We start from the raw sequence: 18,236 nt of genomic DNA on the forward strand, positions 1-18,236 counted from the left end.
CGACGTTGACCCGCCCCCCGCAAGGCAGGCGGGTCATTGACCGCTCAGCCCTCGCGCAAAACCGTCAGCGGGCTGGCATTCAGCGCACGGCGCGTGCCGAACACCCCGGCACCGCCGATCAATACGGCGCCGATCACAGGCAGCAGCAATAGCCAGGGGTGCGGTTGCCAGGCCAGGTCGAAGGCATAGCGGTACAGCACCCACGTCACCAACTCGGTACCCAGCGCCGCCAGCAAGCCGCTGACTGCGCCCAGCAAGCCGAACTCGATGCGCCGCGCCTTGACCAGCAGCTTGCGCTCCGCGCCCAGTGCCCGGAGCAGTGCACCTTGGCGAATGCGCTCATCCAAGGTGGCTTGCAGGCCGGAGAACAGCACCGCCATCCCAGCGGCCAGCACAAACAACAACACGTACTCCACCGCCAGTGTCACTTGGGCGAGGATGCTGCGCAGTTGCTCCAGCAGCGCCTCGACCTGCAGGATGGTCACCGCCGGGAAGGCGCGGGACAGATCAACGATCTGCTGATCATGCCCTGGCGCGAGGTAGAAGCTGGTCAGGTAGGTGGCCGGCAGGTCCGTCAAGGTTCCCGGTTGGAAAATCATGAAGAAGTTCGGCTGGAAGTTATCCCAGTTGATGGTTCGCAGGCTGGCAACCCGCGCCTCACGGTTTTCCCCGGCGATGGTGAACACCAGGTGATCGTTCAACTTGAGCTTGAGGCTCTGCGCGACCTTGGCTTCTACCGAGACTCCGGGCATTCCATCGGGGGGTTGTTGCGACCACCATGAGCCTTCGGTCAGGGTATTGCCCGGCGGCAGGTCGGCGGCCCAGGTCAGGCTCAAGTCCCGTTGTACAGCGCGGTCACCGCTGGAGTCCTTGCTGACTATTTCCTGTACCGGCTCGCCATTGATACTGATCAACCGACCTGGCACGACCGGGTACAGCGGCGCGGATTGCGCCTGCACTTCCAGCAGGCGGGCACCAAAGGCGTCCTTATCGGCCGGCAGGATATTCAAGGCGAAATAGTTGGGGGCGTCCTTGGGCAGCTGGTTTTGCCAGGTGTCCAGCAATTCGCCACGCAGCAGGGCGATCAAGCCCATGGACAACAGGATCAGGCCGAATGCCAGGGACTGGCCCGCCGCCGCCAGCGGGTGGCGCAGCAATTGGCCCAGGCCCAGGCGCCACGGCAGGGAGGCCCGGGCCAACAGGCGTCGCAGGCTTTGCAACAGCAGCAGAAGCAAGCCCCCCAGAACCAGCGCGGCAACCACGCCGCCGCCCAGCAGGGCGAAGGTCAGCACCAGGTCGAGGCTCAGGCGCCACATGATCAGGCCCAGGGCGAACAACGCGGCGCCGTAGACCATCCAGGTGCTGGACGGGATAGGCAGCAGGTCGCGCCTCAGCACTCGCAGCGGCGGCACGCGACCGAGGGCGGCCAACGGTGGCAGCGCGAATCCCGCGAGAGCAACCAGCCCGGTGCCGATCCCGGCAATGGCCGGCAACAGTCCACCAGGCGGAACATCCGCCGGCAACAGGTCGTGCAGGAAATAGAACAGGCCAAACTGTGCCAGCCAACCGAGCAGGGCGCCGGCCAGGCTCGCCAGCAACCCCAGTACGCTCAATTGCAGGCTGAACAGCAACATGGCCTCGAGTCGCGATAACCCAAGGCAACGTAGCAACGCACTGGCGTCGAAACGGCGGGTGGCAAAGCGGTTGGCCGACAGGGCCACGGCGACGCCGGCCAACAGCACGGCCACCAGGCTGGCCATGTTCAGGTAGCGCTCGGCTTTGCCCAGGGCGCCGCCGATCTGCTGGTTGCCGTCCCGTGAATCCTGAAGACGCTGGTTGGCAGCGAGCCCCGGCTTGATCAGGTCACGATAGGTTTGCAGCGCGGTGCTGGCCTGCGGGCCACGCCACAACTCGCGGTAGCTGACGCGACTGCCTGGCTGGACTACGCCGGTGGCGTCCAGGTCCGCCAGGTTGATCATCACCCTGGGCGTCAGGCTATAGAAGTTGCCGGCGCGATCCGGCTCGTAGGTCAGTACGCGTGCCAGGCGCAAGGTCTTCATACCCACATCGATACTGTCGCCGACGTTCAGGTCCAGTGCCGTCAGCAGCCGCGACTCGACCCAGGCTTCACCGGGTTTCGGCCCGCCGCCCGGGATTTCGTCCCCAAAGGGGGCTGCTGCGCTCTTGAGTTGACCGCGTAGCGGATACTGCTCGTTGACCGCCTTGATGCTGGAGAGCTGGATACCATTATCGGTGGCAATGACGCTGGAAAACTCAACCACACGGGCGTGATCCAGGCCCAGTTCGGTCCCGGATCTGATTTGTTCGGGGCGGGCCGGTGAGCTGCCTTCGAGTACCAGGTCGGCGCCGAGGAACTCCGTGGCGCGCAACAGCATGGCGCCGTTGAGGCGGGCGCCGAAATAACCGATAGCGGTACTGGCGGCCACGGCCACCAACAGGGCGAAGAACAACACACGCAATTCGCCGGCGCGGGCATCGCGCAGTAATTGGCGCAGGGCAAGACTGAACAGGCGCAACAGCGGCAAACGTGCCATCAAGGCTCCAGGGGGGCGACCATCAGGCCGGCTTCAAGGCGGATCAGGCGTCGGCAACGATGAGCCAGGCGCTCGTCATGGGTAACCAGCACCAGGGTCGTGCCGCTTTCTTTATTGAGCTCGAACAGCAGGTCGCTGATGCGCTCGCCGGTGTGGCTGTCGAGGTTGCCGGTGGGCTCATCGGCAAACAGCACGTCCGGTTCGGCGGCAAAGGCGCGGGCAATCGCCACCCGTTGCTGTTCGCCCCCGGAAAGCTGGCGTGGGGAATGGGTCAGGCGCTGGCCGAGGCCCACGCGCTCCAGCAGGTGTCTGGCGCGTTCGCGGGCGTCCTTGCGGCCATCCAGCTCCAGCGGCAGCATGACGTTCTCCAGCGCATTGAGGCTGTCGAGCAGTTGAAACGACTGGAACACAAAGCCTACGTGTTCGGCACGGATGCGTGCGCGCTGGTCTTCGTCGAGGGTGCTGAGCGCCTGGCCGGCGAGGGTGACTTCACCGCTGCTGGGCAGGTCGAGGCCGGCGAGCAGGCCGAGGAGGGTGGATTTACCGGAGCCGGAGCTGCCGACGATAGCCAGGCTATCGCCCTTGTTCAGTTCCAGGCTCAGTTCGTGCAGGATAGTCAGTTCACCTTCCGCGCTGGGAACCACTTTGCTGAGGTTCCGCGCGGTGAGAATGCTTGCGCCCATGGAGAATCCGATGCGAATGTGGTTTTTGAGTGCTGGCCTGGCCTTGATGTGCATGGCCCAGAACGCAGCGGCGGGTACAGTCCTGATCGTTGGCGATAGTATCAGTGCCGGTTTCGGCCTGGATACCAGCAAAGGGTGGGTCGCATTGCTGCAGCAACGGCTCAAGAAGGAAGGTTTCGACGATAAAGTGGTCAATGCCTCCATCAGCGGCGACACCAGTGCCGGAGGCCTCGCGCGCCTGCCGGCGGCGCTCGCAGCGCATAAGCCGGACGTGGTGGTAATCGAATTGGGTGGTAACGACGGCTTGCGCGGGCAGCCGCCGGCGCAATTGCAACAAAATCTTGCGTCGATGATCGAGCAGTCCCAGGCCAGCGGTGCGAAGGTACTGTTGCTGGGCATGCAGATTCCGCCCAATTACGGGAAGCGCTATGTCGATGCATTCGCCAAGGTATTCAATGACGTCGCAACGGCCAAAAAGGTGCCGTTGGTGCCATTTTTCCTGGAGGGTATCGGTGGCAACCCGGCGTTGATGCAGGCTGATGGACTGCACCCGGCTGTCGGCGCCCAGGGCAAATTGCTGGAAAATGTCTGGCCGACGCTAAAACCGCTGCTATGACGCTTTTCTACCGGCAGGCTTTCGGCTAAGGTGGCGCCCCCCCGATCTGGAGCCCCCGATGTCGCGTCCTGCCTGGTCCCTGTTTAACTACCAACTGATCGAGCCGGACGAGCAGCTGGATCTGTTCGCCTGCCAGGAAGTGCGGGTGCATCTGGTGACGCGTCAATTGGAACTGGGCGGCTCCATCGACCGCACCCTGTGCGGTACGTTATTGCCGGCGCAGCCGCGTTGGTCCCTGGTCGACCGTTCGATTTTCCAGGACCAGCGCCTGTGCCCTTTGTGCCGGGCGATCCTGGAGTCGCAGAAGCGTGGCACGCCGCCAATCTGGCCCGAGTTGCGTTTCGAGTTGTAGGGGGCAGCTAGAAGTCCGCTTCACGTATACAATCGATTTTTACCTACCCGTCGTTCTGCGAAGGATTTTCCGGATGTTGTCGCGCCTTTCCGTCGTCACCTGCTGCCTGTCTCTTGCTGCCTTGTGTGCGGCCGGTCCTGCCGCCGCCTTGCAGTTGCCCCTGCCTCCACCCGGCGAAGACATCGTCGGGCAGGTCCAGGTGATCAAGGCCAAGTACGAAGACACCTTTGCCGACCTGGGTACCACCTACGACCTGGGCTATTCGGAAATGGTCGCGGCCAATCCGGGCGTCGATGCCTGGTTGCCGGGGGCGGGGACCGAGATCGTCCTGCCGACGCGCTTCATCCTGCCGCCGGGGCCCCGTGAGGGCATTGTGATCAACCTGGCGGAATACCGGCTCTACTACTTCCCCAAGGGGCAGGACGTGGTCTACACCTTCCCGCTTGGGATTGGCCGTGAAGGCTGGGGCTCGCCCATTGCGCACACCAGCATCATCGCCAAGACGCCGAACCCGACCTGGACGCCGCCGGCCTCGATCAAGGCCGAGCACGCCGCCAACGGCGACCCGTTGCCCAATGTGGTGCCGGCCGGCCCGGACAATCCCCTGGGGCCGTTCAAGTTCACCCTGGGAACGCCGGGTTACCTCATCCACGGTTCCAACATGAAGTTCGGCATCGGCACCCGTACCAGCCACGGCTGCTTCCGCATGTTCAACAACAACGTGCTGGAAATGGCCGGCATGGTCCCGGTGGGGACGTCGGTGCGCATCATCAACGATGCCTACAAGTTCGGCAGCAGCGGCGGCAAGGTCTACCTCGAGGCGCATACGCCCTTGAACGACGATGGCACGCCGTCGGTGGTCGACAAGCACACGGCAGTGATCAACGCCTTGCTCAAGCGTGAAGACCTGGCCAATAACTTGCGGGTGAACTGGGATCAGGTGCGTGATGTGGTCGCGGCCGAAGATGGCCTGCCCACCGAGATCGGTGTGCCAGGTGCTGCACCGATAGCTTCCAGCGCGCCGATCGACCTGCAGCAATAAGCGTCCGGTCCGCTGCTGAGCCCGCCACGGCCTTGCGCTGCGGCGGGCTTTTTATTGCGCGGGGTTCTGGTCCGAATCGCAGGCAATAAAAAGCCGATCCAAGAATGGATCGGCTTGATAACAATCCCGAGGGATTATTACTTGCGGCTAGCTTTTTCAAGCATACGCAGAGCGCGCTCGTTAGCTTCGTCAGCAGTCTGTTGTGCTTTTTGAGCAGCAGCCAGAGCTTCATCAGCTTTACGGTAGGCTTCGTCTGCACGGGCCTGGGAGCGAGCTGCTGCGTCTTCAGTTGCAGTCAGACGAGCTTCGGTTTCTTTGGAGACGCTGCTGCAACCGGTAGCCAGAACTGCGGCCAGAGCCAGAGCAGAGAATTTCAGAACGTTGTTCATCGTGTTCCCCTTCAAGGACTTTCTATTAAATGGCTACTTTCTCAGAGTGAGCTAATAGCCGGCGTACATACTACCCATTACTTGTAGTAAGTAAACTGACGTAGCGCAAGAAGCAAAAAAAATTCTTGTACCGAATCTATTTTGGCTAACCTTTTTGAGGTTTGTATAAAAACTGTCCAGTTTTTTTCATTCGGATGAAAATTGGATCCAGGCTGAAAGGGCCAGCCCGCATGTGCCGGGCCTGGCAACCAGATGAAAATTTATATATCCACGCCGACACTTTGGTTAGGCTTGAGGATGCTTGCCCGAGCATCTTTTACGCATGTAGAGGTGACTTTAAGAGCGCCTGTTCGTCTCAAGGTTCAACTGCCGGCAATGTTCAGGCTTTCGGTCACCGGTTGATCGAGGCCCTTTCTATATCCACCAGCGGCAGGGATGACGGGCACGCCTTGAGCAATTACAGGATTGCTGCCTACTATTCCCTACGTGCTGGTTGTGAGCGCTCAAGGTTTTCTCGTTGTCGAAACCGGCACGGGGTGGCGTAGATGTTCCTTCGCCGGAAAAACATCGGTAAGGTAGGGGTCAGAATCCAAGACCCGCGAGGAGTAGTGATGAGCGAGGCGTTGTCCATCCACCATGACCAGGCTGGTCATCAGTTCGAGACCAATGTGGACGGTCATCGTGCCTATCTGACCTATATGGACCTCGGGAAGCAGACCCTGGACATCTATCGGACCTTCGTGCCCAACGCACTGCGCGGCCGTGGCATTGCTGCCGCGTTGACCGAGGAAGCGTTGAAGTTTGCCGAAGAGCAAGGCTACACGGTGATCCCGTCGTGTTCCTATGTCGAACGCTACATGGAGCGCCACCAGCGCCATGCCGCGAAGCTATAACGCACAACATAAAATGCAGCATGAAAAACGCCGGGCTCAGCCCGGCGTTTTTGTGTGCGCACCCTTCAGATACAGGTTCAGCTGCGTTTGCGTTTCGGCAATACGTCCTTGAGCTTGGCGTGCATGCTGCGCAGGGTGTTCTCGGTGGCGGACCAGTCGATGCAGGCATCGGTGATCGACACGCCGTACTGCAAGTCGGCCAGGTCCTTTGGAATCGCCTGGCAGCCCCAGTTCAGGTGGCTCTCGACCATCAGGCCGATAATCGACTGGTTGCCTTCGAGGATCTGGTTGGCGACGTTTTCCATCACCAGCGGCTGCAGGGCCGGATCCTTGTTGGAGTTGGCGTGGCTGCAGTCGACCATGATGTTCGGCTTGATCCTGGCCTTGTTCAGCGCCTGCTCGCAGAGCGCCACGCTGACCGAGTCATAGTTGGGCTTGCCATTGCCGCCGCGCAACACCACGTGACCGTAGGCATTGCCCTTGGTGGTGACGATGGAGACGCCGCCTTCCTGGTTGATACCCAGGAAACGGTGAGGGCTGGAGACCGATTGCAGCGCGTTGATCGCCACGGTCAGGCCGCCGTCGGTGCCGTTCTTGAAGCCTACGGCCGAAGACAGGCCGGATGCCATTTCGCGGTGGGTCTGCGACTCGGTGGTGCGCGCGCCGATGGCCGACCAGCTGATCAGGTCCTGCAGGTACTGCGGGGAGATCGGGTCGAGGGCTTCGGTGGCGGTGGGCAGGCCCATTTCGGCCAGGTCCAGCAGCAATTTGCGACCGATGTGCAAACCGTCCTGGATCTTGAACGAGTCGTCCAGGTACGGGTCGTTGATCAAGCCTTTCCAGCCCACGGTGGTACGCGGCTTCTCGAAATACACGCGCATCACCAGGTACAAGGTGTCGGACACTTCCGCCGCCAGCACTTTGAGGCGCTCGGCGTATTCGTGGGCAGCCTTGAGGTCGTGGATCGAGCAAGGCCCGATCACGACGAAGAGGCGGTGGTCGGTGCCATCGAGAATGTCACGGATGACTTCGCGGCCCTTGGTGACGGTCTGCAGGGCAGCGTCGCTCAGAGGGATTTCGCGCTTGAGCTGATCGGGTGTGATCAGGGTCTCGTTGGATTCGACGTTTAGGTCATTGATCGGTAAATCAGCCATCGTGTTACTCGCCAGGGTCACGGGTGCCGGCCGCCAGCCATCCCCGTGCGGCGGGCACAGCATGATTTGAATGCAGGGGGGAGGAACCTTAGCGCGTAACACGGGCCCGCGACAATGGGCAAAGCCCGCTTTAATCCAGCGCTGGCCGCACAAACGTCTCGTGGGCGAACTCGCCGGCATGGCGCGCCACCCACTCACGGGCCAGGGCTTCGAGTTGCTGCGGGGTGGGCTCGGCATCTTCGTGCTGGCGGCAGTAGCGCTCTATCCGGCATGCTTGTTCACCCATTCGCGCACCGAACAACGCATGTTCATCGGTAAACGAAATGCCCACGCGGTAGCCGTTTTCCACCTTGCGACACCACGCCACATACCCCGGATAGCGGGCCGTGGCGCCCAGGGAGGGAATGTGCAGGTCAACGGCCGTGCCCTGGCGCCATGGGCGGGGCCAATTGCAGGCAACGCCGCCCAGTCCGATAGTGTGCAGGCGTTGGCGGGGGATGGCGGGAGAGGGGCGTTGGATTAACTCGACAGCGACATCATCAGGGTGAGGTAAAAAACGACCCATGTACACGGACTCCGAGCACCGTCCAGTTGACGGCGGTGGCAGCAGTATAGTGAAGGAACTGGAATTGACCGACCTGGATATTGACCAGCAATTGCTGGGATTGCCAGGTATTTCGCTGGTGGTGTTCACCAGCGTGGGGTGTTCCAGCTGCCGTTGGGCACGCCAGCAGTTGCCGGGCTGGCGTTTGCCGGTGGACCGCGTGTGCTGGGTGGATGCCGGGCACAATGGCGGTGCGGTCGAACGCTACCAGATCTTTCATTTGCCGGCGTTGTTCGTGGTGTGCGAGGGTCAGTTCCTCGGGCAAATACAGACACGTCTTACGCTTTCTGACCTGACCGAAACCATTGACCAAGCACTTAGCCGCACTCCGGAGGAACTGCCATGACAGTACAGTCGCCACGTATCGGCATTATCGGCACCGGCGCCATCGGTGGCTTCTATGGCGTGATGCTGGCACGCGCGGGCTTCGACGTGCACTTCCTGCTGCGCAGCGAATACGCGGCGGTCAGCGAGCACGGCCTGCGCGTCAATAGCCGTGTGCATGGCAACCTGCAACTGCGCCCGGTGCAGGCCTACGCCCATGCCGCCGACATGCCGCCGTGCGATTGGTTGCTGGTGGGCACCAAGTCCACCGGCAATGTCGAGCTGGCCCCGACCCTCGCCCAGGTCGCGGCGCCGGACGCCAAGGTGGTGTTGCTGCAAAACGGCCTGGATGTCGAAGACAGTCTGCGTGAACACCTGCCGCCATCCCTGCATCTACTGGGCGGGCTGTGCTACATCGGCGTACACCGCTCCGCGCCTGGCGTCGTCGAGCATCAGGCGTTGGGCCGGGTCAACCTGGGCTACCACAGCGGCACGGCCGCCAACGATGAGGCCCGTCAGAAGGCTATTGTCGAAGCCGGTGCCGCGTTGTTTCATAAGGCCGGCATCGAGTCCCAGGCCATGGCCAATGTGCATCAGGCCCGCTGGCACAAGCTGGTGTGGAACGTGCCTTACAATGGCCTCTCCGTACTGTTGGGAACGGGTACCACGGCAATGATGGCGGACGAATCCAGCCGCGAGCTGATCCAGGCGCTGATGGCCGAAGTGGTGCAGGGCGCCCATGCCTGCGGTCATGAAATCCCCGACAGTTACGCCGAGCAGATGTTCGCCATGACGGAAACCATGGACGATTACCTGCCCAGCATGTACCACGACCATATACATAAACGCCCGCTGGAACTGGCGGCGATCTATGGGCGACCGCTCGCTGCCGCCAAGGCCGCAGGTTGCGAATTGCCACGAATGCAGGCGCTGTACCAGGCCTTGAGCTTTATTGATCGGCATAACCGCTGATTCGGGGGACGTACCATGGCAAAGGGATTGGGCGACAAACTGGTGCTGGCGATTTCCTCGCGGGCCCTGTTCGACCTGAGCGACAGCCACAAGGTCTACCTTGCCCAAGGGGTGGAGGCCTACCGTAAATACCAGATCGAACACGAGGAAGAGATCCTCGAGCCCGGTGACGCCTTTCCGCTGGTCAAGAAGCTGCTGAGCCTCAATGCCAGCCTGGGCCGTGCTCGGGTCGAGGTGGTGCTGGTGTCGCGCAACAGTGCCGACACCGGCTTGCGCGTGTTCAATTCCATCCAGCATTACGGCCTGGATATTTCCCGCGCAGCCTTTGTCGGTGGGCGTAGTCCTTATCCTTATTTGGCAGCGTTTGGCTGTCACCTGTTTCTGTCCACCCATGCTGAAGATGTACGCAGCGCCCTCGATGCCGGCTTTGCCGCCGCGACGATTCTGTCGGGCGGTCCGCGCCGGGCGTCCAGCGAAGAGCTGCGGATCGCCTTCGACGGTGACGCGGTGCTGTTCTCCGATGAGTCGGAGCGCGTGTACCAGGCCGGTGGGCTGGAGGCGTTCCAGGCCAGCGAGCGCGAGTCGGCACGCCAGCCTTTGCACGGTGGCCCGTTCAAGGGTTTCCTGGCGGCACTCAACTTGTTGCAGCGTGAGTTTCCAGACGAGGCCTGCCCGATCCGCACAGCCTTGGTCACCGCCCGTTCGGCGCCTTCCCACGAGCGGGTGATCCGGACCTTGCGTGAGTGGGACATCCGCCTGGATGAGTCACTGTTTCTCGGCGGCCTGGAAAAGTCCGCCTTCCTGGAGGCGTTTGCCGCGGATGTGTTTTTCGATGACCAGGCCGGTCACTGCGAGAAAGCCAGGGAGGTGGTGGCCACCGGGCATGTGCCCCATGGCATCAGTAACGAGGTGAGGATTCAGGCCGAGACCTAGGCGCGCTGCTAAGCTCATTCAATCTCCTCCATCCTGGCCGTCCGGGAGGTTTTATGATTCGTTCGATGCTGTACGCCACAGACCTCGGTCTGTATGCGCCGTATGTGATGCAACATGCACTGGCGCTGGCACGAACGTTCAAGGCTGACCTGGATGTGATTCATGTGGTCGAGCCCATCGGGTTGTTCGCCGAATCGGTGTTGCAGAGCTACCTTGATGAGAAGGCCTTGAGTGAATGGCAGAGCCAGGGGCTGAGTACTGTCATGGCGACCATCGAGCAACGGGTGCTGGACAGTTTTCGCGAAGAATTGGGGGATGAGGGCCAGGATCTTGAACTGATTCGCTCGGTACGGGTGATTCAGGGCGACCCTTGCGAAGTGATACTCGAGCAGTTGCGCAAATTGTCCGTCGACCTGTTGATCGTCGGCAGCCACAGCCATGCCACGGCGGCCGCCACACCGCTTGGGCGCACCGCCGCACGGGTGCTGCAGTTGTCTAGCGTGCCGGTTTACCTCGTGCCTGCGTTACAGCGTCGACGCAGTGATGACGTGTGACGGGTAAAAAACGATAAAAAGTTCTAGATTTATCCGTCAAACCTTTAATATAGTTATATACCGTCGCTGATACCCGTGGCGTCTATCTGCTTTGAGGGACACATATGAAGCTTCAACAACTGCGCTACATCTGGGAAGTGGCGCACCACGACCTCAACGTTTCCGCTACCGCTCAAAGCCTTTACACCTCCCAACCCGGTATCAGCAAGCAGATCCGCCTGCTCGAAGACGAGCTGGGCGTCGAAGTGTTCGCGCGCAGCGGCAAGCACCTCACCCGTGTCACCCCGGCCGGTGAACGCATCATCACCACCGCCGGCGAGATCCTGCGCAAAGTCGAGAGCATCAAGCAGATCGCCCAGGAATTCTCCAACGAGAAGAAAGGCACCTTGTCGATTGCCACGACCCACACCCAGGCGCGTTACGCATTGCCGCCGGTGATCCGCGATTTCATCAAGCAATACCCGGACGTGGCGCTGCACATGCATCAAGGCTCGCCGATGCAGATCGCCGAGATGGCCGCCGACGGCACCGTCGATTTCGCCATCGCCACCGAAGCCCTGGAGCTGTTCGGTGACCTGGTGATGATGCCGTGCTACCGCTGGAACCGTTGCGTCGTCGTGCCCCAGGGCCACCCATTGGCCAAGTTGCCGAAGCTGACCCTGGAAGCCCTGGCCGAATACCCGATCGTCACCTACGTCTTCGGTTTCACCGGCCGCTCCAAGCTCGACGAAGCCTTCAGCCATCGTGGCCTGACGCCGAAAGTGGTGTTCACCGCCGCCGACGCCGACGTCATCAAGACCTATGTGCGCCTGGGCCTGGGCGTGGGCATCGTCGCCAAGATGGCCGTCGATACCAACCTCGATAAAGACCTGGTGGTGCTGGATGCCAGCGAGCTGTTCGAGTCCAGTGTGACCAAGATCGGCTTCCGCCGTGGCACCTTCCTGCGGGGCTTCATGTGCGACTTCATCGAGAAGTTCGCCCCGCACCTGACCCGCGAAGTCATGGCCAAGGCAATCCAGTGCCACAACAAGCAGGAACTGGAAGAGCTGTTCGACGGCGTGGAATTGCCCGTCCATTAAGGGGGGTTACTTGGCCTCGGTAACCGTAAAGTGTTGCCGGGCGCCTGCCACCAGAATCTCCACCTCATCACCTTCGAACTTGCCCAGCAGGCTTTTGCCCAAGGGTGAACGCGGGGTGATGACGGTCACCGGTTGCCCGACCACGTCCACCTTCAAACCCGCCGCATCCGGTGCCAGGAACAGCCACTGCTGGCGGCCGTTCTCGTCTTCCAGGCCCAGCAATGTGCCGACTTCTATGCCACGTTGATCATCGTACGCACGCAGTGGCAGGTTCTGGCACAGCGCCAGCGCCTGCTTGATTTCCTCGACGCGCCTGGCTTGCCCGGCTGCCAGGTAAGACGCCTCCAGCCCGAGGGTGTCGTATTTGTTTTCGGCGATATTTTCTTCGTGGGTCGCGGTTTCGTAGGCGGTCTGCGCGGCGCGCTGGGCGATGTCGAGGTCGACGGTGAGTTTTTCCAGGATCAGCTGGTGAACGGCGTGTTTATTCACGGTCATCAATCGCAGAATTGCAGGACATTGGCCCGGGTCTTTTCATTCGGTGCGTTCTGGTCCTGCTGCAGCCAGAACTGGCATTTTGGGTTGGACAGGTTGCGTGCGTTATTGCGGGCCTGGTCCAGGGCCTGCTGTTGTTCATGCTTCTGCAGGTTCTGTTGGTATTGCTCGAACATACGGTTCGGCGGCTCCGGCGCAACCGGTGCGGGTTTACCCAGTTGCTCAACGGCCTGGGCTACAGGCGCCAGGCTTTGCGGGAACAGGTAGCGCGACGCCAGCCAACTGGTCAGCGCAATGGCGATAAATCCCAGCCACACCCCCAGGGCAATGGCGAGCGTGAGCTTGGGCAGCGACAACGAGCGATCGGACATGATGGCCTCCTGGCAGGCATTAACGGCATGGCGGCGATTGTCGCACAGCCACTGTGCAGAATAATCGCGATCAAGCCTTCTGCATTGGCGCATTTATGCGGACAATCGAGCCTTTGAGCGTTGGAGCGCGGAATGAAAGCCCGCTGGGATATTTTTTGCAGCGTCGTCGATAACTATGGCGACATCGGCGTGACCTGGCGCCTGGCCCGGCAATTGGTGGCGGAGCAGGGCTGCGAGGTGCGCTTGTGGGTCGACGACCTGCGCGCCTTCGAGCGTATGTGCCCCGAGATTGATGTGCGCCTGGACCAGCAATGGCAAGAGGGTGTCGATGTGCGCCATTGGCCGGCCGTGTGGTCGAGCGCACCGGCAGCCGATGTGGTGATCGCCGCCTTCGCCTGCCAGTTGCCGCCTGACTACATGGAAGCCATGGCCGCGCGTGAACGCACGCCGTTGTGGATGAACCTGGATTACCTCAGTGCCGAAGACTGGGTAGTGGGGTGCCATCGGTTGCCGTCGGTGAAGTTCAAGGGCGTGCAGAAGTACTTCTTTTTCCCAGGGTTCCGACCCGGTACGGGCGGGTTGTTACGCGAGGCCGGGTTGCTGGAACAGCGTCAGGCGTTTCAGCAGGATGCCGCTGCACAGCGGCAATTCCTGCAAGGCTTGGGTGTGTTTCCGGCACCGGGTGCGCGGCTGATCTCGTTGTTCGCCTACGAAAACGCCGGGCTGGCCAGTTGGCTGGATGCACTTTCGACCGACGGGCACACCACTCATCTCTTGGTGCCGGAAGGGCGCATCCTCGGTGATGTACAGCATTGGCTCGGTGTCGAAGGCCTGGCGGTGGGGGACGTCCATCAACGCAACGCCCTGACCGTGCAGGTGCTGCCGTTTGTGCGCCAGGAGCAATATGACCGCCTGCTGTGGTGTTGCGACTTCAACGCCGTGCGCGGCGAAGACTCGTTCGTGCGCGCCCAATGGGCCGGGCGGCCGCTGCTGTGGCACATCTATCGCCAGGACGAAGACATCCACCTGGACAAGCTCGACGCCTTCCTGGACCTGTACACCGCCGCCCTGTCACCGGCCGCAAAGGCTGCCCTGGTCGAGCTCTGGCAAGCCTGGAACACTGATGGCGATATGGCACAAGCGTGGAAAATGCTGCTGGCGCACTGGCCTGAGTTAAGCCAGCACGCGCAGACGTGGTGTCTGGAACAAGGCTTGCAGGCCGATCTTGCGACGGCGCTGGTACAGTTTTATGAAAGTTGGATATGATACGCGACCTTGATTTTTGTAATCCCATCCAAATTTCGGATATACGCAATGAAAACTGGTAAAGAACTGAAACCCGGTACAGTGATCCGTCTCGAAAACGACCCTTGGCTGGTTCAGAAAGCTGAGTTCACCAAGTCTGGTCGTAACAGCGCAATCATGAAGACCAAGCTGAAGAACCTGCTGACCGGTTACAAGACCGAGATCGTCTACAGCGCCGATGACAAACTGGACGACGTGATCCTCGACCGCAAGGAAGCGACCCTGTCCTTCATCAGCGGCGACACCTACACGTTCATGGACACCACCGACTACACCATGTACGAGCTGAACGCTGAAGATATCGAAGCCGTTCTGCCGTTCATCGAAGAAGGCATGGAAGACGTCTGCGAAGCTATTTTCTTCGAAGAGCGCCTGGTTTCCGTAGAGCTGCCGACCACTATCGTGCGTAAGGTTGCCTACACCGAAGGTTCCGCTCGCGGTGACACTTCGGGCAAAGTAATGAAGCCTGCCAAGCTGAGCAACGGTACCGAACTGCAAGTAGCCGATTTCATCGAAATCGACGACCTGATCGAGATCGACACCCGCGAAGGTGGTTCGTACAAAGGTCGCGCCAAGAAGTAATTCCGGCCCCGCCGATACGAAAAAAGCCCGACCTAGCGTCGGGCTTTTTCGTGGGCGCTGCTTTTTTACTTCAGGTGTTGCTTGAGCTCGTCGGATGCCTGCAGCAAGGCCGAACGCACCGCTGGTACCTGGCTGACCACGTTGAGCAAGCCGTAGTCGTGGATCATGCCGTTATAGCGCACGGCGGTCACTGGAACCCCGGCCTGGTCCAGCTTGCGCGCATAGGCTTCGCCTTCGTCACGCAACACGTCGGCACCGGCGGTCTGAATCAGCGCGGGCGGCAAGCCCTTGAGCTGATCCGCGGTCGCCCGCAGCGGCGAGGCGTAGATCTCGGCCCGCTGGTTGGCGTCGGTGGTGTAGTTGTCCCAGAACCACTTCATCATGTTCCTGGTGAGGAAGTGCCCTTCGGCGTACTGGTTGTAGGACGCTGTCTCGAAGTTGGCATCGGTCACCGGCCATAACAGCAGCTGGAACTTGATCGCAGGTGTGCCCTTGTCCTTGGCCATCAGGCTGACGACGGCTGCCATATTGCCGCCGACACTATTGCCCGCGACCGCCAGGCGTTTGCCGTCGACGTTGATGTCCTTGCCATGCTCGGCGACCCACTTGGTTGCGCCGTAGGCCTGGTTGATCGCCACCGGATAGCGGGCTTCCGGTGAAGGCGTGTAGTTGACGAAGACCGCCACGGCCCCCGAACCCGCCACCAGATCGCGCACCAGGCGCTCGTGGGTCGGGTAATCCCCCAACACCCAGCCGCCGCCGTGGAAGAACATGAACACCGGCAATGTGCCCTTGACCCCGGCTGGCCGCACGATGGTCAGGTCCAGCGGCTGGCCATCGACCTGAATGGTCTTCTGGCTCACGTCCGCCTTGGGCAGGGTCAACTTCACACCGGCCTGGGCGCCCGTCAGCACGGCACGGGCTTGCGTGGGTGTCAGTTGTTCCATCGGTTTGCCGGTGCCGGCGTTCAACACATCCAGGAAGGCCTGGGTACTGTGTTCAACGTCGCCATTGGCGGCAAACGCGTGAGTGACGGACAGGGCGAGCAGGCTGCCGGTCAGCACGTTGGCAAATGTGTTCATGTTCTTCTCCAGTGACAGCGGCAGTGGTTAGACGGTTACGTGCAGGCGCACATCGACGTTGCCACGGGTGGCGTTGGAGTACGGGCAGACTTGGTGCGCGGCGTCGACCAGGCTTTGCGCATCGTCCTCGGCCAGGCCTGGCAGGCTGACATGCAGGTCGATATCCAGGCCGAAACCGCCAGGGATCTGGCCGATGCCGACGTGGGCAGTGATCGAGGCATCATCCGGGATTTTGCGTTTGGTCTGGCTGGCGACGAATTTCAGGGCGCCGATAAAGCAGGCCGAGTAACCGGCGGCAAACAGTTGTTCCGGGTTGGTGGCCTGGCCGCCGGCGCCGCCCAATTCCTTGGGGGTGGAGAGTTTGACGTCGAGAATGTTGTCGCTGGAAACAGCGCGACCATCACGGCCGCCGGTGGCGGTGGCTACTGCGGTATAGAGCGTTTGCATGGTGTCGTCCTCTTGGTTTTTAGCGCTAAAGTTTTGCGCGCTAAGTAGTTGGTGAGGCAAATGTATAGCGCTAATGTTTAGCGCGCAAGATAAATGCATAAATATTTTTCAGTCGCTGCAAACCAATGTGGGAGGGGGCTTGCTCCCGATAGCGGTGTTTCAGTCAAAAGATTCGTCGACTGATAAACCGTTATCGGGAGCAAGCCCCCTCCCACAGGTTGAGTGTTTTGCCGTGTTCAGATCGCGTTCTGCAGGTTGCCCCGCAACGCAAGCAAGTCAGCCTGCAGCGTGCGCAATTGGTCCAGCTCCAAACCGCTGGCGCCGAGAATGCACTGTGGAATGCCCATGGCTTTTTCCTGCAAGGCGCGCCCGGCGCCGGTCAGTTCCACCACCACCACGCGCTCATCTTCACGGCTGCGGGTGCGGCTGAGCAGGCCTTCGGCTTCCAGGCGCTTGAGCAGTGGCGTCAGGGAGCCCGGGTCGGTCAGCAGGCGGCTGCTGATTTCACCGACGGTCAAACCATCTTCTTCCCACAGCACCATCATGGCCAGATACTGCGGGTACGTCAGGCCGAGGGCTTGCAGCAGCGGTTTGTAGACCTTGGTCATCAGCAGCGACGTGGAGTGCAGGGCGAAACACAGTTGGTTGTCCAGCAACAGGGATTCGCACGGGGCGGGATTTTTGCTCATGGTGGTGCCTCAAAAAAGCGTGTCTGCCTGGAATCTAGCGGGCAAATCTTTAATGCGCCAGATAATTCTGTGCGGGTGGTCAGACCAGTCCGCTTTGCAGTGCCAGATCCCAAGGCGGCACGGGGCTGAATCGGGACTTGAGGTATTCCAGCAGCAACCGGCTGCGCGCATTGGGCTGCTGTTCCAGGCGCAGTGCATAGATCCCGGTGGTCTCCGGGGTGGGCAGGCCGTCTTGGCAAAACAGCGGCAGTAACTCGCCGCGCACCAGGTACTCACTGGCCAGCCAGGTGGGGAGGTGGGCGATCCCCAGCCCGGCGAGAGCGCCCGATAACAGCGCTTCAGCGTTGTTGGCGCTCATGCGGATGCGCCGTGGGCGATGCGTTGCACGTCGCCCGTCCAACTCGAAGCGCCACGCGAACATCGGCGCCAGGCCGTCCCAGTCCAGGCCGTCATGCTCGCTCAATTCGCGAGGGTGGGCCGGGGTGCCACGGCTTTTCAGGTAGGCCGGACTGGCGCAGGCGATGCGCACGATACTGGCCAGGGGCGTGGCGATCAGCCGGGTATCGACGATATGCCCGGCGCGCAGCACCAGGTCGACCTTGCCCAAGTGCGCGCCCTGCATATCGACAAAGCTGTCGATCAGATGCAGGTGCACATCCAAGCCCGGGTACACATTCAGGAAGTCGGCGATCACGGGCGCCAGATGCCGTCGCCCAAACGCTGCCGGTGCGTCCACGCGGATCAAGCCCTCGGGTGCATGGCTCAAGGAGACCGCTTCCGCCCGCGCCAGTTGCAGCTCGCTGACAATCCGTCGTGCCCGCTCGGCGAAGGCCAGGCCCGCCGGGGTCGGCACCACCGCGTGAGTGCTGCGCTGGAACAGGCGGCTGCCCACGGAGCTTTCCAGGCTGTCGATGCGCCGCGCCACCGCCGAGGGCGTCAGCGGATGGCGACGGGCTGCGGCAGAAAAGCTGCCGGTTTCCAGTACATCGAGAAACAGGCTCAGTTGATCGGTCAGCGTGTTGGGATTCATCGATGCGCGCTTATGCGAGATTGGCACAGCCATTGTGCGTTGCTGTGCGTTTCCGCGCCAGGGTCGACTGCGTAGCATGCAGGGCCTG

General features: G+C 61.4%; 22 protein-coding genes. 11 read left to right on the top strand and 11 right to left on the bottom strand.

The genetic code is table 11. The annotated features are described in order from the left end of the window. Positions 1 to 44: 44 nt before the first annotated feature. Complete coding sequence (locus C8K58_RS24185; RefSeq protein WP_108574494.1) at positions 45 to 2,555, bottom strand: ABC transporter permease; 2,511 nt, start codon at positions 2,553 to 2,555, stop codon at positions 45 to 47. Beyond that, on the bottom strand, positions 2,555 to 3,238 hold the full coding sequence (locus tag C8K58_RS24190) for an ABC transporter ATP-binding protein (RefSeq protein ID WP_005786391.1): 684 nt from the start codon (positions 3,236 to 3,238) through the stop codon (positions 2,555 to 2,557). The genes C8K58_RS24185 and C8K58_RS24190 overlap by 1 nt, the downstream gene beginning before the upstream one ends. Positions 3,239 to 3,248: 10 nt before the next feature. On the opposite strand from C8K58_RS24190, the gene C8K58_RS24195 reads away from it, so the two are divergent. The 3 genes from C8K58_RS24195 to C8K58_RS24205 all read left to right on the top strand — a co-directional run bounded on the left by C8K58_RS24195 (position 3,249) and on the right by C8K58_RS24205 (position 5,248). Next, positions 3,249 to 3,854 (top strand): arylesterase, encoded by a 606-nt coding sequence (locus C8K58_RS24195; RefSeq protein ID WP_027606974.1) that lies wholly within the window; start codon positions 3,249 to 3,251, stop codon positions 3,852 to 3,854. Positions 3,855 to 3,912: 58 nt separating this feature from the next. Further along, on the top strand, positions 3,913 to 4,206 hold the full coding sequence (locus C8K58_RS24200) for a hypothetical protein (protein ID WP_003172705.1): 294 nt from the start codon (positions 3,913 to 3,915) through the stop codon (positions 4,204 to 4,206). A gap of 73 nt (positions 4,207 to 4,279) precedes the next feature. Beyond that, positions 4,280 to 5,248: a L,D-transpeptidase family protein gene (locus tag C8K58_RS24205; protein WP_027606975.1), complete on the top strand. Its 969-nt coding sequence runs from the start codon at positions 4,280 to 4,282 to the stop codon at positions 5,246 to 5,248. Positions 5,249 to 5,385: 137 nt separating this feature from the next. Here the strand turns inward: C8K58_RS24205 and oprI are convergent, their stop codons facing one another. Continuing rightward, positions 5,386 to 5,637 (bottom strand): outer membrane lipoprotei OprI, encoded by a 252-nt coding sequence (gene oprI / locus C8K58_RS24210; RefSeq protein ID WP_003172710.1) that lies wholly within the window; start codon positions 5,635 to 5,637, stop codon positions 5,386 to 5,388. Between the two features lie 611 nt (positions 5,638 to 6,248). Between oprI and C8K58_RS24215 the strand changes: the two genes are divergently transcribed. Then, positions 6,249 to 6,530 carry a GNAT family N-acetyltransferase gene (locus C8K58_RS24215; protein ID WP_027606976.1) on the top strand — a complete coding sequence of 94 codons (282 nt, stop codon included), beginning with the start codon at positions 6,249 to 6,251 and terminating at the stop codon, positions 6,528 to 6,530. Positions 6,531 to 6,607: 77 nt separating this feature from the next. Here the strand turns inward: C8K58_RS24215 and C8K58_RS24220 are convergent, their stop codons facing one another. Both C8K58_RS24220 and C8K58_RS24225 read right to left on the bottom strand, forming a co-directional pair. Continuing rightward, complete coding sequence (locus tag C8K58_RS24220) at positions 6,608 to 7,684, bottom strand: 3-deoxy-7-phosphoheptulonate synthase (RefSeq protein WP_027606977.1); 1,077 nt, start codon at positions 7,682 to 7,684, stop codon at positions 6,608 to 6,610. A gap of 130 nt (positions 7,685 to 7,814) precedes the next feature. Then, complete coding sequence (locus C8K58_RS24225) at positions 7,815 to 8,249, bottom strand: PilZ domain-containing protein (RefSeq protein ID WP_027606978.1); 435 nt, start codon at positions 8,247 to 8,249, stop codon at positions 7,815 to 7,817. On the opposite strand from C8K58_RS24225, the gene C8K58_RS24230 reads away from it, so the two are divergent. From C8K58_RS24230 to cysB, 5 genes are all read left to right on the top strand, one after another. Next, positions 8,248 to 8,634 (top strand): co-chaperone YbbN, encoded by a 387-nt coding sequence (locus C8K58_RS24230; RefSeq protein ID WP_027606979.1) that lies wholly within the window; start codon positions 8,248 to 8,250, stop codon positions 8,632 to 8,634. The genes C8K58_RS24225 and C8K58_RS24230 overlap by 2 nt on opposite strands. Beyond that, complete coding sequence (locus C8K58_RS24235) at positions 8,631 to 9,584, top strand: putative 2-dehydropantoate 2-reductase (protein ID WP_108574495.1); 954 nt, start codon at positions 8,631 to 8,633, stop codon at positions 9,582 to 9,584. The genes C8K58_RS24230 and C8K58_RS24235 overlap by 4 nt, the downstream gene beginning before the upstream one ends. Positions 9,585 to 9,599: 15 nt before the next feature. After that, positions 9,600 to 10,517: a 5'-nucleotidase gene (locus tag C8K58_RS24240; RefSeq protein WP_027606981.1), complete on the top strand. Its 918-nt coding sequence runs from the start codon at positions 9,600 to 9,602 to the stop codon at positions 10,515 to 10,517. Positions 10,518 to 10,570: 53 nt separating this feature from the next. Next, positions 10,571 to 11,071, top strand: coding sequence for a universal stress protein (locus C8K58_RS24245; protein WP_027606982.1), 501 nt, complete (start codon positions 10,571 to 10,573; stop codon positions 11,069 to 11,071). Positions 11,072 to 11,175: 104 nt separating this feature from the next. Then, positions 11,176 to 12,150: an HTH-type transcriptional regulator CysB gene (gene cysB / locus C8K58_RS24250; protein ID WP_003189876.1), complete on the top strand. Its 975-nt coding sequence runs from the start codon at positions 11,176 to 11,178 to the stop codon at positions 12,148 to 12,150. Positions 12,151 to 12,156: 6 nt separating this feature from the next. Here the strand turns inward: cysB and C8K58_RS24255 are convergent, their stop codons facing one another. Further along, positions 12,157 to 12,639 (bottom strand): GreA/GreB family elongation factor, encoded by a 483-nt coding sequence (locus C8K58_RS24255; protein ID WP_027606983.1) that lies wholly within the window; start codon positions 12,637 to 12,639, stop codon positions 12,157 to 12,159. Positions 12,640 to 12,644: 5 nt separating this feature from the next. Next, positions 12,645 to 13,013, bottom strand: coding sequence for a hypothetical protein (locus C8K58_RS24260; RefSeq protein ID WP_108574496.1), 369 nt, complete (start codon positions 13,011 to 13,013; stop codon positions 12,645 to 12,647). A gap of 132 nt (positions 13,014 to 13,145) precedes the next feature. Here C8K58_RS24260 and earP point away from each other — a divergent pair, with 132 nt between their 5' ends. Together earP and C8K58_RS24270 are read left to right on the top strand one after the other, a co-directional pair. Beyond that, positions 13,146 to 14,279 (top strand): elongation factor P maturation arginine rhamnosyltransferase EarP, encoded by a 1,134-nt coding sequence (gene earP, locus C8K58_RS24265; RefSeq protein WP_098480038.1) that lies wholly within the window; start codon positions 13,146 to 13,148, stop codon positions 14,277 to 14,279. 48 nt (positions 14,280 to 14,327) lie between these two features. Continuing rightward, a complete protein-coding gene (locus C8K58_RS24270) occupies positions 14,328 to 14,900 on the top strand; it encodes an elongation factor P (protein ID WP_003172723.1) in 573 nt (190 codons plus the stop codon). A 65-nt stretch (positions 14,901 to 14,965) separates the two neighbouring features. On the opposite strand, the gene C8K58_RS24275 is transcribed toward C8K58_RS24270, so the two are convergent. The 4 genes from C8K58_RS24275 to C8K58_RS24290 all read right to left on the bottom strand — a co-directional run bounded on the left by C8K58_RS24275 (position 14,966) and on the right by C8K58_RS24290 (position 18,148). Continuing rightward, positions 14,966 to 15,982, bottom strand: a complete 1,017-nt coding sequence (locus tag C8K58_RS24275) for an alpha/beta hydrolase (RefSeq protein WP_108574497.1) — start codon at positions 15,980 to 15,982, stop codon at positions 14,966 to 14,968. A gap of 27 nt (positions 15,983 to 16,009) precedes the next feature. After that, on the bottom strand, positions 16,010 to 16,429 hold the full coding sequence (locus tag C8K58_RS24280) for an organic hydroperoxide resistance protein (protein WP_027606987.1): 420 nt from the start codon (positions 16,427 to 16,429) through the stop codon (positions 16,010 to 16,012). A gap of 236 nt (positions 16,430 to 16,665) precedes the next feature. Beyond that, on the bottom strand, positions 16,666 to 17,118 hold the full coding sequence (locus C8K58_RS24285) for a MarR family winged helix-turn-helix transcriptional regulator (protein WP_108574498.1): 453 nt from the start codon (positions 17,116 to 17,118) through the stop codon (positions 16,666 to 16,668). 79 nt (positions 17,119 to 17,197) lie between these two features. After that, positions 17,198 to 18,148, bottom strand: coding sequence for a LysR family transcriptional regulator (locus tag C8K58_RS24290; RefSeq protein WP_108574499.1), 951 nt, complete (start codon positions 18,146 to 18,148; stop codon positions 17,198 to 17,200). Between the last annotated feature and the right edge of the window lie 88 nt (positions 18,149 to 18,236).

Origin of the sequence: Pseudomonas sp. GV047 (assembly GCF_003058245.1) — a bacterium.
GTDB lineage: Bacteria > Pseudomonadota > Gammaproteobacteria > Pseudomonadales > Pseudomonadaceae > Aquipseudomonas > Aquipseudomonas marginalis.